This window comes from Ruminococcus gauvreauii (assembly GCF_025151995.1).
Taxonomy (GTDB): domain Bacteria; phylum Bacillota; class Clostridia; order Lachnospirales; family Lachnospiraceae; genus Ruminococcus_G; species Ruminococcus_G gauvreauii.
Window position 1 is genome coordinate 362,461 of record NZ_CP102290.1, and the last position, 13,473, is coordinate 375,933.

13 protein-coding genes are annotated in these 13,473 nt (G+C 49.0%); 3 read left to right on the forward strand and 10 right to left on the reverse strand.

Annotated elements, in window-relative coordinates:
- Positions 1 to 56: 56 nt before the first annotated feature.
- From NQ502_RS01730 to mgtE, 5 genes are read right to left on the reverse strand one after another with little or no spacing between them, the layout of a single operon-like run.
- Complete coding sequence (locus NQ502_RS01730) at positions 57 to 854, reverse strand: MBL fold metallo-hydrolase (RefSeq protein WP_028528136.1); 798 nt, start codon at positions 852 to 854, stop codon at positions 57 to 59.
- The gene (gene coaE / locus NQ502_RS01735; protein WP_242830247.1) at positions 851 to 1,468 is read right to left on the reverse strand and encodes a dephospho-CoA kinase; all 618 of its coding nucleotides are present in this window, start codon (positions 1,466 to 1,468) and stop codon (positions 851 to 853) included. Before coaE ends, NQ502_RS01730 begins: the two co-directional genes overlap by 4 nt.
- Positions 1,455 to 4,088, reverse strand: coding sequence for a DNA polymerase I (gene polA, locus NQ502_RS01740; RefSeq protein WP_044983116.1), 2,634 nt, complete (start codon positions 4,086 to 4,088; stop codon positions 1,455 to 1,457). Before polA ends, coaE begins: the two co-directional genes overlap by 14 nt.
- A 12-nt stretch (positions 4,089 to 4,100) precedes the next feature.
- Positions 4,101 to 4,433, reverse strand: coding sequence for a hypothetical protein (locus NQ502_RS01745; protein ID WP_049898078.1), 333 nt, complete (start codon positions 4,431 to 4,433; stop codon positions 4,101 to 4,103).
- A 36-nt stretch (positions 4,434 to 4,469) separates the two neighbouring features.
- Complete coding sequence (gene mgtE, locus NQ502_RS01750) at positions 4,470 to 5,801, reverse strand: magnesium transporter (RefSeq protein WP_028528134.1); 1,332 nt, start codon at positions 5,799 to 5,801, stop codon at positions 4,470 to 4,472.
- 150 nt (positions 5,802 to 5,951) lie between these two features.
- On the opposite strand from mgtE, the gene NQ502_RS01755 reads away from it, so the two are divergent.
- Positions 5,952 to 6,809 (forward strand): DegV family protein, encoded by an 858-nt coding sequence (locus NQ502_RS01755; protein ID WP_028528133.1) that lies wholly within the window; start codon positions 5,952 to 5,954, stop codon positions 6,807 to 6,809.
- Positions 6,810 to 6,893: 84 nt separating this feature from the next.
- On the opposite strand, the gene NQ502_RS01760 is transcribed toward NQ502_RS01755, so the two are convergent.
- On the reverse strand, positions 6,894 to 7,226 hold the full coding sequence (locus tag NQ502_RS01760) for a helix-turn-helix domain-containing protein (protein ID WP_044983115.1): 333 nt from the start codon (positions 7,224 to 7,226) through the stop codon (positions 6,894 to 6,896).
- Between the two features lie 137 nt (positions 7,227 to 7,363).
- Between NQ502_RS01760 and NQ502_RS01765 the strand changes: the two genes are divergently transcribed.
- Positions 7,364 to 7,549 (forward strand): hypothetical protein, encoded by a 186-nt coding sequence (locus NQ502_RS01765; RefSeq protein WP_028528132.1) that lies wholly within the window; start codon positions 7,364 to 7,366, stop codon positions 7,547 to 7,549.
- A 54-nt stretch (positions 7,550 to 7,603) separates the two neighbouring features.
- Here the strand turns inward: NQ502_RS01765 and NQ502_RS01770 are convergent, their stop codons facing one another.
- Both NQ502_RS01770 and NQ502_RS01775 read right to left on the reverse strand, forming a co-directional pair.
- Entirely contained in the window at positions 7,604 to 8,794 is a 1,191-nt protein-coding gene (locus NQ502_RS01770) for a cation:proton antiporter (RefSeq protein ID WP_028528131.1), read from the reverse strand.
- A gap of 26 nt (positions 8,795 to 8,820) precedes the next feature.
- Positions 8,821 to 10,605, reverse strand: a complete 1,785-nt coding sequence (locus NQ502_RS01775; RefSeq protein WP_028528130.1) for an aminopeptidase P family protein — start codon at positions 10,603 to 10,605, stop codon at positions 8,821 to 8,823.
- Positions 10,606 to 10,694: 89 nt separating this feature from the next.
- Between NQ502_RS01775 and NQ502_RS01780 the strand changes: the two genes are divergently transcribed.
- On the forward strand, positions 10,695 to 11,147 hold the full coding sequence (locus NQ502_RS01780; protein ID WP_028528129.1) for a YjbQ family protein: 453 nt from the start codon (positions 10,695 to 10,697) through the stop codon (positions 11,145 to 11,147).
- A gap of 6 nt (positions 11,148 to 11,153) precedes the next feature.
- Here the strand turns inward: NQ502_RS01780 and NQ502_RS01785 are convergent, their stop codons facing one another.
- Positions 11,154 to 12,743 carry a putative ABC transporter permease subunit gene (locus NQ502_RS01785; RefSeq protein ID WP_028528128.1) on the reverse strand — a complete coding sequence of 530 codons (1,590 nt, stop codon included), beginning with the start codon at positions 12,741 to 12,743 and terminating at the stop codon, positions 11,154 to 11,156.
- On the reverse strand, positions 12,724 to 13,449 hold the full coding sequence (locus NQ502_RS01790) for an ABC transporter ATP-binding protein (protein WP_028528127.1): 726 nt from the start codon (positions 13,447 to 13,449) through the stop codon (positions 12,724 to 12,726). The genes NQ502_RS01785 and NQ502_RS01790 overlap by 20 nt, the downstream gene beginning before the upstream one ends.
- Positions 13,450 to 13,473 lie beyond the last annotated feature (24 nt).

Genomic DNA, 13,473 nt, shown 5'->3' on the forward strand with positions numbered 1-13,473 from the left:
CTCATCCTCCTGTACCGCACCGGCTGCGGTTTTTCTTTCTATTTTTCTGATATGTATCAAATCTCAGCCATCTTTGAAATATGCTCACGGCTCGCAACCGAAATATCAAAATCACATGCCCTGTAAGGATTATCACCCATCGTCACTTCCGAACACACGGTCTCATAGGCAAGCGCCTCATAGTTATTCTCTTTGCTCAAATGACCCAGAAGTATTTTCTTCAGATTGTCATGCAGCAGCCTGCACAGCAGCCTGCCGGCGGATTCATTCGACAGATGCCCTCTGTTTCCCAGGATCCTGCGTTTCAGATAATACGGGTATTTTCCCACCTGCAGCATATTGACATCATGATTCGCTTCCAGAAGCAATGCATCCAGATTCTGAAGATTCGATATGATATAATCCGAATACTCTCCCATATCCGTTGCAATCCCGATCGTCTGCTCCCCATGTTCCAGCCTGTACCCAACCGGCTGCGCGGCATCGTGAGATATGGAAAACGGATGGACCATCATATCTTTGATCCGGTACGGCTCATCCGCACGGATCTCATGAAAGATCCCTTCCGGCAGTTTGCCGAGCGTGCTCATCTGTTCCATGGCATCGATTGTCCCGGCTGTTGCATAGATTGGAATCCGATACCTTCTCGCGATAACTCCCAGTCCCTTGATGTGATCGGAATGTTCGTGCGTGATCAGGATGCCGTCAATATCGGAAGTCGTCCGGTCAATCTCATTCAGCCCAAACTCTATCCTCTTTCCGCTGATCCCCACGTCCACAAGCAGGCTGGTATTTTCGCTCCCTGCAAAAATACAGTTGCCGCTGCTTCCGCTGGCTATACTACATAATTTCATGGTGTCCTCCACTGTTTCATCCTGGCTTCTATCTGCCTGACTGTGTTCTCAAATGTTCCGCTGTTGTCAATCGTAACACCGCAGCGTTTTTTGAATTCCTCTTCATCCAGCTGATTCGCGATCATCTGAGTGATCTTTTCATCGCTGTAATTCCGGCTTTTCTTCAGTCTTTCCCGCCGCACGCTCTGATGGGCATAAATATACCACACTTCGTCGCAGATTTCATCATAATGTTCTTCCAGAAGCAGGGCAGCCTCCAGAAAAAAGAACATTTTTCCCTGTTCTGCTGCCGCTTCCATCTGCTTCATTATATACTTGCGGACAGCCGGATGAATGATACAGTTCAGCGCCTCCAGCTGCGCATGATCCCGGTATACGATCTGCGCGATCCGTGAGCGGTCCAGTTCACCGTCCTCATCCAGCACCCGGTCACCAAAAAGCTGGCGTACCCTCTGGTAACACGGCTGCCCTGTTTTCATCAGCAGATGCCCCGCGTGGTCCGCCAGCAGGACAGCCGCATCATAGTTTCCGGCAATGTATTTCATCACTTCGCTTTTTCCAGAACCGACTCCGCCGGTAACTCCGATGATCTTCATGTGTCTATTTTGCCTCATACCAGTTCTCTCCCTGGTGCATATCCACTTCCAGCGGGACCGCAAGATCAGCCGCCCCCTGCATTTCTGTACGCAGAATCTCCGAAACCTCGCCGAGTTCATCCCTGTACGCTTCGATCAGCAGTTCATCGTGCACCTGAAGAATCAGGCGCGAGCGCAGACTGCGTTCTTTCAGCCGTTCATTGACACGGATCATTGCAATTTTAATGATATCCGCTGCCGTTCCCTGGATCGGAGAATTCATCGCAACCCGCTCGCCAAAGGAACGCTGCATGAAATTGCTGGAAGACAGTTCCGGGATCGGACGCCTTCTGCCGAACAGCGTCTGTGCATATCCCTTCTTTTTCGCATCAGCAACCAGACCATCCAGATACTGTTTGATCTTCGGATATGTTTCAAAATATTTTTCGATATAATCCGCCGCCTCTTTTCTTGTGATGCTTAAGTCCTGACTGAGTCCGAAGGAACTGATGCCGTAGACGATTCCGAAGTTAACCGCTTTTGCATTTCTTCGCTGCAGGTCTGTCACCTCTGAGAACGGTGTATGGAACACCTGTGACGCGGTAATCCTGTGAATATCCTTCGCCTCACGGTATGCCTCAATCAGTGTTTCATCGCCGGAACAGTGTGCCAGCACGCGCAGTTCGATCTGAGAGTAATCCGCATCCAGGAACACACAGTCCTCCTTTGGAACAAAAACCTTGCGGATCAGCCTTCCGAGTTCCATCCGTATCGGAATATTCTGCAGATTAGGTTCCGTGCTGCTGATTCTTCCCGTAGCCGTAATCGTCTGATTAAAGTTCGAATGAATCCTGCCGTCCTCGCCGATATATCCTGCAAGTCCGTCCGCGTAGGTAGATTTCAATTTCGTCAGCTGACGGTATTCAAGAATATCCGTCACGATCTCGTGATCAGGTGCCAGCTTATCAAGGACGTCCGCAGCCGTGGAATACCCCGTTTTGGTTTTTTTCGCACCCGGGAGTTTCAGCTTTTCAAACAGGATCACGCCCAGCTGTTTGGGAGAGTTGATATTGAATTTCTCCCCTGCCTTTTGATAAATGAGCTCTTCCAGCTCCAGGATTCTCACCTGCAGCTGATCCCCATACACTTTCAGTTCGTCCTTTGCCGCACGGATCCCTTCTTTTTCCATATCATGCAGTACAAAGACAAGGGGCAGCTCGATCTCCCGGTACAGTTCCAGCATCCCCTTTTCTTCCAGCAGCTTTTCAAGCGGCTGTTTAGCCGCAAATGCGGTGTAGCTCATATAGCACGCAAAACGCGTCACGGCTTCCGGCTTCTGAACCAGCGCATCCCGCAGTGAAAGCCTTGCCAGCAAATCCTCTTTTGAAGGAAGCATCAGGCCGAGAATTTCTTTCGCGATATCATCATACGTGTAGGCGGATTTCAGAGGGTTATTCAGATAGGCGGCAACCCCGATGTCAAATACACTCTGTTTGTTCTTCGGCTCTGCAACAACAAGCGCCTGCTTGATATCCAGCATCGCCGTTACGCTTCCGCAGTCAAGCAGCATTCCGATCTTGTCTTTCAGATAATCCTCCGTGATAAACCCCTGTACCGGCAGAAAACAAATATCATCCGCCGATCCGGTCAGTGCGGCGCCCAGCAAATCACCATCCTGTATCAAAAGATACATTCCGATATCAGCGGATTCAGAAAATTTTGAAAACACCGATTCCGCTTCCGTCAGCTCGGAAACTGTTCGAAACGACTCCTCTACATCAGGAACCGGAGATTCGCAGGAAAAACGTGACAACAGATTTTTAAACTCCAGTTCTTTGAAATACTGATATGCTTCCGGCGTAAACAGATCTTTTAATCTCGCAGATTCCGGTTCAAATGCGACCGGACTGTCCGTGTTGATCGTGGCAAGGTCCTTGCTCAGCACTGCAAGGTCATAGTGATCCCTCAGCGATTCCCTTGCCTTGTTCGGTTTTACCTCTTCCAGATGCTCGTGGGCATTCTCAATGCTTCCATATTCTGCAATCAGCTTCGTGGCAGTCTTTTCACCGACTCCCGGAATGCCGGGAATATTGTCGGAGCTGTCTCCCATCAGCCCTTTGAGATCAATGATCTGAGCAGGTGTCACCTGGTATCTCTCCAGCACATCTGCCGCCAGATAATCTTCAGTGATCGTTTTGCCTCCTTTCGTCTTGGGAATGCGGATCTTGATTCTTTCCGTTGCAAGCTGCAGCAGGTCACGGTCCCCTGATACGATGGTCACCTCCATGCCCTGTGCTTCGCTTTTCTTCGCCACAGTTCCCAGCAGGTCATCCGCCTCGTACCCTTCCATGGAAAGCAGGCAGACTCCCATCGCCCCCAGTACCTCTTTCAGCAGCGGAACCTGTTCCCTGAGTTCCTGAGGCATCGGTTTTCTGGTGCCCTTGTATGCCTCATACTTCTCATGCCGAAAGGTAGGCGCATGCACATCAAAAGCAACCGACAGATACTGCGGCTGCTCTTCCTCCAAAGTCTTAAACAGAATATTCAAAAAACCGTACACCGCATTCGTGTGTTTCCCATCCGCATTTGTCAGATCCGGTATGCCGTAAAATGCGCGGTTGATAATGCTATGTCCGTCAACTAAAACTATTTTCTCCATTTATTCTCCTCTTCACAGATATCCCATGATAATACAGGCTCCGGTAACCGCAAGTCCCAGCATCAGGCAGCCCGCGATAAACACAAACGTGCGCAGATGCTGACGCCGGCGCATCCTCGTCAGTTTATCGTGTATGTCTTCCTCGAGCAGCTGGCTGATATTATAGGATTCCTCCTGATCTTCATCCAGATACTTCTGAGCCATATCCACAATATAGTAAATTTCCAGATCTTCGTAACACGCCTGGCAGTTTCTGATATGGTAGACGAATTCCTCCAGATCATTGTCTGATATGGTCCCGTTTAAATAATGGTCGATGCAGGCCTGTGCCTTCTGACAGTTCATATAATTCCTCCAGTATCATATCCAGGATTCCGGCCATCATGTCAGCGCCAGAAAGTGCGTGGCAATCCCAAAATATATTAAAATCGAACACGTGTCCAAAATTGTCGTGATCAGCGGCGTCGCCATCAAAGCCGGGTCCAATTTCAGGCTTTTTGCGACGATCGGAAGCATGCCTCCCACCAGTTTTCCAAGAATGACAATCCCCACCATAGACAGCGCTACGATCAGAGAAATCGTCATATCGTGATACGTCAGCTGAATCCTGATACCGTTGACAATCGCCAGCACAACGCTGACGATCAGCGCAATCCTCAGTTCCTTCCAGATGATGCGGAAGAAATCTCCGATATGGATCTCATCCAGCGCAAGTCCGCGGATCACAAGAGTCGATGTCTGGGATCCGCAGTTTCCCCCGATTCCCATCAGCATCGGGATAAATGATACCAGAAGGGGGATTGCCTGAAAGGCCGCCTCATAGTGCCTCAGAACAGATCCGGACAGGGTTGCAGAGAGCATGAGGACCAGGAGCCACCCGATACGGTTTTTGGCATGTATGGGAACAGAAGTCTTAAAATAAGAATCTTCATTAGGGCTCATAGCCGCCAGTTTCGAGAAGTCTTCCGTTGTCTCTTCTTCCAGAACATCAATCGCATCATCGAAGGTTACAATTCCGACGAGACGCCCCTCATCATCCACGACAGGCATTGCCATGAAATCATATTTACTCATCTGTTTTGCAACATCTTCTTTATCATCATGGGTGTTCACGGTGATGACATTTGTTTCCATGATATCTTCAACCAGCTCATCATCTTCAGCGAGGAGCAGGTCCTTGACTGTGACCATCCCGATCAGTTTCCGGTATTCCGTCACATAACACGTGTAGATCGTCTCTTTATCCGTGCCCACGCGCCGGATTCTGGAAATGGCATCAGCGACTGTCAGATAGCGGGAAAGCTTGACATACTCGATTGTCATGATGCTTCCGGCACTGTCTTTCGGATAGTTCAGAATCTGATTGATCGCATCGCGTGTTTCCCTGTCGGTACTGCGCAGAATACGGTTGATCACGTTTGCAGGCATTTCCTCAATCATATCGACAGCATCGTCAACAAAAGTCTGTTCCAGTACCTCACGAAGCTCACGATCCGTGAATCCGTTGATCAGGCCTTCCTGCATATCACTTTCCATGAACGCAAAAGTATCTGCCGCCAGTTCCTTCGGCAGCAGCCGGTACACGAGGAGACGCTCTTTCTCATCCATATCCTCCAGAAGAATCGCCAGATCGGCAGGATTAATCTTCTGAAGCTCTTCCCTTAATTCCGCCAGCTTTTTATCTTCCAGAAGCTGTGTAATTCTCTCTTTCACTGTGCCTCTCCCTTCATTCAAGTTCCCTGCAGACGATTTACCCGGTTTGCCGGATAAAAGTCAATTTTACCTTACCCTCTGATTATTCGTTTGTCAACCCGAATTTACAATGTTATAATCGAAACAGAATAGGAGGAAAGAAAATTCATTATGGAAACTCGAAAAATAATCTTAAGCGCAGACAGTACCTGTGATTTAGGCCAGGAGCTCAAAGACCGCTATGACGTGCACTACTATCCGTTTCATGTTATCCTGAGAGGACAAGATTACCAGGATAACGTCACGATTACAACAGAAGATATTTATCAGGCCTATTACGAAGACAAAACACTTCCAAAGACAGCTGCCATCAACGTCAGCGAATACATTGATTATTTTCGCCCGTGGACTGACGCCGGATACGAAGTGATTCACCTGAATCTTGGCGGCGCTCTCTCGAGTGCTCATCAGAACTGTATGCTGGCCGCCGAAGAACTCCCCGGTGTCTATCCGATTGACAGCTATAATCTTTCTACGGGAATTGCACTCCTTGTCATCGCTGCCGGTGATATGATCCGCCGGGGCCTTGCGGCGGCAGATATTGTCAGGCGTCTCAAGGAACTCCGCAGTCACTGCCATGCCAGTTTTATTCTGGATACCCTTGATTTCATGCACGCCGGAGGCCGCTGCTCCTCCGTGGTTGCGCTCGGTGCAAGTCTTCTGAATCTGAAGCCCTGTATCGAAGTAGACAACTCGGACGGGAGCATGAAAGTCGGACGCAAATACCGTGGAAGTCTGCAGAAAGTTTTAACCCGCTACACACAGGATGAGCTGAAACGGTATCACAATATACGGACTGACCACATTTTTATCACACATTCCGGCATCGACAGCCTGTGCATCGAGGCCGTAAAGAGAACCATACAGGAGACCATGAAATTCACTGAAATTCATGTGACAAAAGCAAGCTGTACTATTTCATGCCATTGCGGCCCAAATACGCTCGGCATTCTGTTCATGACTGATTAATTAAAACTGAAAAATATCCCACCCCTTAAGCGGTGTCCTCAATGTAAGGTCCGCCTTACGGGAGTGGGATATTGCACTCAGGCCTCATTGTCGTTTATCGTACAATTTTGAAATCGCTTCCATTATCTCAAGCAGCAGATACTGCTTTTCCTCCGGACATGCACGGTACATTTCCAGTATTTTTTCCGGCACTTCCGTCTCAGCTTCTTTCCCCTGCAGTAAATAGTCAATACTGATTCCCAGAATATCGCAGACATTGATGATGTTTTCTATAGACAGCCCTGCGATTCCCCTTTCAACTTCACTGTAATGCTTGATCGAGATGTTCAGACGGTCTGCCATCTGCTCCTGTGTCAAACGATGGTTCCGACGTTTTTCTTTCAGCCGCAGTCCCATTTCCACTTTATAGTTTTGCATATCTCACCATCCTTATATTCGATATTTTACCCTATACGATAGCTTCCATACACAAGGTGTTAGGTGTTGCTTTTATAAACCTGATATGTTATATTTTAACTACTCGTAATCCAATACTTATCGAAAAGGAGCTTGACATGGTTACTAACAGAGAAATCTACGACGCAAACCTCTGCCGGGAATGCCTGAACAAAAAATACTCTCTGAAATTAAAGAAGAAAGACTGCCTGTATTTTTATTATTCTCAACAGTGTTCAGGCTGTGGTGAACTTCACCATATCGTAGCGAAAGTACGCTTCAGCAAACGCTGGAAGTTATTTTAAAAAACAGGAACGAATCACGGTTATGATTCGTTCCTGTTTTTTGTGAGGTCTGTGTCAGGACGCTTCCTGCACGTCCGCCGGTTCCCCGTGGTATAAAATTTTGAGCAGAATCGGTGTCACCACCGAGGATACGATGATCAGCAGGATGACGGCTGTAAAATACTCCGACTCAAGAAAGCCGGCTGACAGGCCTTTCTGTGCCACAATCAGCGCAACCTCCCCTCTTGTCATCATTCCGATACCGATTTTCAGGGAATCTTTGCCGGAAAAACGGCACAGTCTCGCGACAAGTCCGCATCCGATGATCTTGGCCACCAGTGCCACCAGCACAAATCCAATAGAGAAGACGAGCAGTGTCATACTGAAGTTCTTGATATCCGTCTTCAGGCCGATACTGGCAAAGAATATCGGACCGAACAGCATGTAGGAATTGATATCCATCTTTCTCGCGATATATTCCGAATCCTGAATGTTGCACAGAATAATTCCTGCGACATATGCCCCTGTAATATCTGCGATCCCAAAGTACCGCTCTGCTATGTACGCGAGTCCCAGACAGAGCGCAAGACCTGCAATCGGAATCCTGCGTGTATGCGGATACATACTGTCGATTTTTTTAAACACCCGGTAAAATACGTACCCAATCACCAGCGCAAATACGAAGAACAGGGCTGTACTGATAATCGTCGTAGAAGCCCTGGAATTCTCATCTTTAAATCCGATCACAACAGTGAGCACGATGATTCCGATGACGTCATCGATGATAGCCGCACTCAGTATGGTTGTCCCTACACGTCCCTTCAGACGCCCCATCTCCCGCAGAGTCTGGACCGTGATACTGACAGACGTCGCTGTCATGATCGTCCCGACGAACACTGCTTTCAGAAATCCCTCGCTCCCCCACGGTGCAGCACCGTACATGGCCATATAAAAGAGCGTCCCGGCTCCAAGCGGAATGAATACTCCCGCACAGGCGATCACGAGTGCGATGGGCCCTGTTTTCATCAGCTCTTTCAGGTTCGTCTCCAGGCCTGCTGAAAACATCAGCAGAACCACCCCGACCTCAGCCATCACCATCAAAAAATCAGTCTGCTGCACCCAGCCCAGAAGGCTCGGTCCGATCAAAAGCCCCGCCACAATTTCTCCGACAACCTGCGGTGCCTTCAGCTTTCTTGCCAGAATCCCGCACGCCTTCGCCGCGATCACGATAATTGCCAGATCTTTAAATACACTGTACGCTTCCATTTATCATAATTCCCCCTCATCGTATTTTATATTTCTCCTGTAATCTCCTCCAGCCATGCCGCCTCCTGTTGATCCAGATGCGGGGCCAGCGTTTCATATACCCTGCGGTGATAATCATTCAGCAGTTTTCTGTCACTGTCACCGAGAAGTCCCGGTTCTATGGATTTTCTGTCGAACGGTACCATCGTCAAAATTTCAAATCCCATAAACTGTCCATACTCACTCTTTTCCTTTTCCTCACATGCCAGCAGATTCTCCAGGCGGATTCCGTACTTTCCATGCAGATAGAGCCCCGGTTCATCCGATATCACCATGCCCGCTTCCAGCACAACCGTATCTTTGCCTCTGATATGACGCCAGCGGATCGCCTGCGGACCCTCATGGACACTCAGAAGATCACCAACCCCATGCCCAGTCCCATGGTTATAATCAAGTCCCGCATCCCACAGCGGCTGCCTGGCCAGGATGTCCAGATTTTCTCCGCTGCACCCGTAAGGGAACTTTGCGGCGGCAAGGCGCAGATTTCCTGCCAGCACCATCGTATAATGCATCCTCTGCCCGGCATCCGGCACTCCCAGCGATACCGTTCTGGTGATATCTGTCGTCCCTTCTCTGTAATGACCTCCGGTATCCATCAGGAGCATTCCCTCCGCTGAAAGTTCCGCATCCGAAACCTCATCGGCAGAATAGTGTACCACTGCGCCGTGTTTCCCAAAAGCCATGATCGGTTCAAAACTGGGCATCAGATACCCCTCCTGCTCCCGCCGGAATTCTTCCAGCTTTTTGGCAGCACTGATTTCCGTAATCCGTTCATGTCCAATGTGCGTCTTAAGCCAGTACAAAAATCGTGTAACAGCAATCCCGTCCTTTAGATGTGCATCCCGGATCCTTTTCAGCTGGTTCCTGCTTTTGACAGCCTTTCTGTTCAGAACAGGGGATTCTCTTTCTAAAACAGATGCCGCACCTTTCAGCCTGTCTGCCAGAGCTGCATTCAGCTGGTCATAGTCGGCCCATATTACTTTGCCTTGGACGGCAGAAGGAAGTTCCTCATAGATCTGTTCATAATCATGGAGGCAGACCCCGCACTTTTGAAACGCCGTCTCTGCCTCTTTTGTCAGCGCTTCCCTCTGGAGATATAATACAGTTTCCTGCATACCGACAACCGCATAGGCCAGTGCCACCGGACAGCACGCGGTATCATTTCCCCTCATATTTAAAAGCCATGCGATCTCATCGAGCGAGGACAGGATCAGAAGATCACACCCTTCTCTTTTCATATCACCGCGCACGAGTTCGGCTTTATCCCTGCTGCTCTCACCCGGAATTTCCGGAAGCATCCAGACGGGTCTGCAGGAACGCGGCGGCCTGTCTTCCCAGATTCTGTCTATCAGATCAGCATCCGTCCGTATCGACGCCCCCTTTTTGCGGAGCAGCTCAGACACCTTCTTTACCCACGAAGCGCTTACAGTACGTCCATCCACACCGAGACACTCTCCCGCCTTTATCTGCTGCTTCAGAAATTCCGGAATATCCGGCACGCCGTCCTCACCCATTTTAAACAGTGTGATCCCGCTCCCCGAAAGCTGTTCTGCCGCCTGCAGAAAATAGCGGCCGTCTGTCCACAGGCCGGCGCCGTCTTTCCATATGACTGCCGTCCCTGCCGATCCGGTAAATCCCGTGATAAACTGACGGCATTTAAAATATTCCCCAACATACTCAGAACCATGATAATCATCAGACGGAACGATATAGTAATCGATTCCCCGTTTTTTCATCTCATTACCAAGCTGTCTCAAACGTTCTTTTATCATGTCTTTCCCTTCCGCTTTCTTTCTATTTCCTCTGTTTTATGCTATACTGTCGATGATGAAAAACAGGTTACACAAGGAGGTAATTACTTATGGCAGTTTATACCAAAACAAAGGATTATCACACAAAAGCCCACATGGGCATGATCGATGTTACAAAAGACTTCCAGGCCGCGGTCACAGAGGCATGTGAAAAGTATCATATCAGCGCCGGAACCATCACGGGTTTCACAACCGGAGGTGTCGCGGGTCTCACTACCCTTGAATTTGAGCCTGGAATGGTGACAAAGGATCTAAAGGAAGCTATGGATATTTTCTCTCCTTATCGCGACAGGGACGGCCGTGTGATCCATTACAAACACCACGACACCTGGCACGACGACAACGGATCCAGCCACATTAAATCAGCACTTCTCTCGCCGTTCATCACAATCCCCTTCGTGGACGGCCGCATCACCATCGGCCCCTGGCAGAATCTGACCCTGGTCGAGTGTGATACGAGAGACCGCCACCGGGAGATCGTATTTCAGGTCATGGGAGAGTGAGTTCTCCTACAGCTCCATAAATCTGCGGCTTCCGTTTTCTTTCAGATAAAAGTACATGCCCACGGAAGCCGCTGTTAAAATGATGCAGTGGACGATCATAAAGAAACCACATGACATGTTCATCACAAACAGTGCGATATATCCCGCAGCGGGCGCCGCGATAAATACCATGGAAAGTATCATCGATAAAAACGGGCTCATTCCCTGCTTAACGGCTGCTGTCTCATTCACCCAGTCCAGCTTCGGAAATCTCAGGTTTAATATAATGCCCAGGAACCCAATCGTCACGTTAAAGCAAAACGGCAGCAGGAAGATCATGATCCTGGACAGGATATCCATCGGCAGCAGAATATTCAGCAGAATACCAGCTGCTATTGACGGCACTTCACCGACCACCACATGAAGTTTCACTTTCGCCAGCAGCAGCTCGATCGTCGGTACCGGAAGCGTCTTGGCAATCCAGAGATTTTTCCCCTCCACCGATATACTAGGCGCTGATACAAAGTTCATCGATGTAAGTCCGGCGAGTATCATGGCGCCTCCCACACCGTAGTATTCCTCAGGAATTTTCTGAAGATACGGTGTAATATCATTCCACTTGATGATCGCCGCGGCTGCCAGCAGAATCATGAAGATTGATCCGATTGCCGCGTTCATCATATACATGGAATTCGTTCCGAATCTGCTCAGCTCTTTCCTGAAGAGCGCTCTCTCAATTCCTCCGGCTTTCAGCCTTCCTTCTCTGTATTTCACCCTTGTCTGGCCGCGTTTCGTCGTAGCGATGTGGATAAAGCTTTTTGTGAGCAGGACAGCCACCAGACCTGCAGGAATAAGCGTACACAGCGCAAACAGCAGCAAACTGACAAGATTCCCCTCCCCGACTGCCAGGCCCAGGTGATAAACAGGATACAGACTTTTTCTGACCGCAGCTGCCAGATCCGCTCCGTGATTCAGCAGCCACTGCATGTATACAGTGATTTTACTGTATACATAAAAGTATCCGCCCATGAAGGCCACAAAGATGACCAGGCTGACAATATGCCGCATCGGTATCCGGCTGCTCACAACAGCAAGCACCCATCCGAGTATGCAGGACAGCGTCAGGCTGATAAACGGCAGCAGAAGAAATACAACGAGAAAGCTGATCTGCTGTGTGCCCGAAAACCCCTCCATGATTCTGTATATGACGCCTGCCGGAATCATAACAAAACTCTGATAGATATAATTCAGCAGCAGCAGGGATAACAGGCGTCCTGCCAGAATCTGCCCCGGTGAGATCGGCATGGAGAGCAGCAATTCATTGTCCTTCGCATCATAGAGCTGCGATTTGGTCATCATGACGCTGCCGATAAAACTGAGCAGTATGCCGACAATCCCCATAATCGCAAAATACAGCCAGTTAAGCCCTGCCTCGCAGAGCGGCTGGCAGAGTGCTCCGAACAGCATGCCAAACAACAGAAACAGACATCCCGCAACATAGATTACCAGCAGTACGATTCCGACTGTCAGCAGGGCACTGCTCTCTTTTTTGCGGGACCTCTGAAACATCGTCGAGAACAACTGCCGGAGATTCATTTTAATCAGTGCTCTGAACATGTTCTCCCTCCAATTCCAGAAATACGTCCTCAAGTGATTCGTCACCGATCACTTCGTCTGTCTTTCCGCTCTTTATCAGTGTGCCATTTTTAATGATCGCTATCCGATCACACAGTTTCTCCGCCACCTCCAGGACATGAGTGGAGAAAAAAATCGCACCGCCGTTATCACACAGTGTCCGCATCAGCTCCTTTACCTCAAACGCCGCTTTCGGATCGAGGCCGACAAACGGCTCATCCATGATCAGAAGCCTCGGTTCGTGAATCAATGCAGAAATAATGGCAAGTTTCTGTTTCATTCCGTGAGAATACGTACTGACTGGAGAGGCAAGGTCATCGATCAGTTCAAACTGGCGGGCATACCGATGAATCCTCTCCTCGCGTTCCATTCCGGGAACACCGTAGATATCAGCGATAAAATTCAAATATTTAATCCCGCTCATAAACTCATAGAGGTCGGGATTATCCGGTATATATGCCAGTTCCTTTTTACAGGCCAGCGGCTGTGACCTGATGGATTTTCCGTCAATCAGGATTTCTCCGTCCTCAAAGTTCAGGATTCCGCAGCAGCATTTAATTGTCGTTGTCTTGCCCGCACCATTGTGCCCGATAAATCCATAGATTTCCCCCGGATGGATATGGAGTGAAAGATGGTCTACCGCTTTTTTGCTGCCGTATGTTTTTGTAAGGCCTTCGATTTTAAGCATGATTTTTTCCTCATTTTAAATTTC

Bases quoted from the DNA above. Each gene is read 5' to 3' on its own strand.
- NQ502_RS01760 (WP_044983115.1), bottom strand. From the start codon at position 7,226: ATGCAAAACTATAAAGTGGAAATGGGACTGCGGCTGAAAGAAAAACGT.
- NQ502_RS01745 (WP_049898078.1), bottom strand. From the start codon at position 4,433: ATGAACTGTCAGAAGGCACAGGCCTGCATCGACCATTATTTAAACGGG.
- NQ502_RS01785 (WP_028528128.1), bottom strand. From the start codon at position 12,743: ATGTTCAGAGCACTGATTAAAATGAATCTCCGGCAGTTGTTCTCGACG.
- NQ502_RS01765 (WP_028528132.1), top strand. From the start codon at position 7,364: ATGGTTACTAACAGAGAAATCTACGACGCAAACCTCTGCCGGGAATGC.
- coaE (WP_242830247.1), bottom strand. From the start codon at position 1,468: ATGAGGCAAAATAGACACATGAAGATCATCGGAGTTACCGGCGGAGTC.
- polA (WP_044983116.1), bottom strand. From the start codon at position 4,088: ATGGAGAAAATAGTTTTAGTTGACGGACATAGCATTATCAACCGCGCA.
- NQ502_RS01730 (WP_028528136.1), bottom strand. From the start codon at position 854: ATGAAATTATGTAGTATAGCCAGCGGAAGCAGCGGCAACTGTATTTTT.
- NQ502_RS01770 (WP_028528131.1), bottom strand. From the start codon at position 8,794: ATGGAAGCGTACAGTGTATTTAAAGATCTGGCAATTATCGTGATCGCG.
- NQ502_RS01775 (WP_028528130.1), bottom strand. From the start codon at position 10,605: ATGATAAAAGAACGTTTGAGACAGCTTGGTAATGAGATGAAAAAACGG.
- NQ502_RS01780 (WP_028528129.1), top strand. From the start codon at position 10,695: ATGGCAGTTTATACCAAAACAAAGGATTATCACACAAAAGCCCACATG.
- NQ502_RS01755 (WP_028528133.1), top strand. From the start codon at position 5,952: ATGGAAACTCGAAAAATAATCTTAAGCGCAGACAGTACCTGTGATTTA.
- NQ502_RS01790 (WP_028528127.1), bottom strand. From the start codon at position 13,449: ATGCTTAAAATCGAAGGCCTTACAAAAACATACGGCAGCAAAAAAGCG.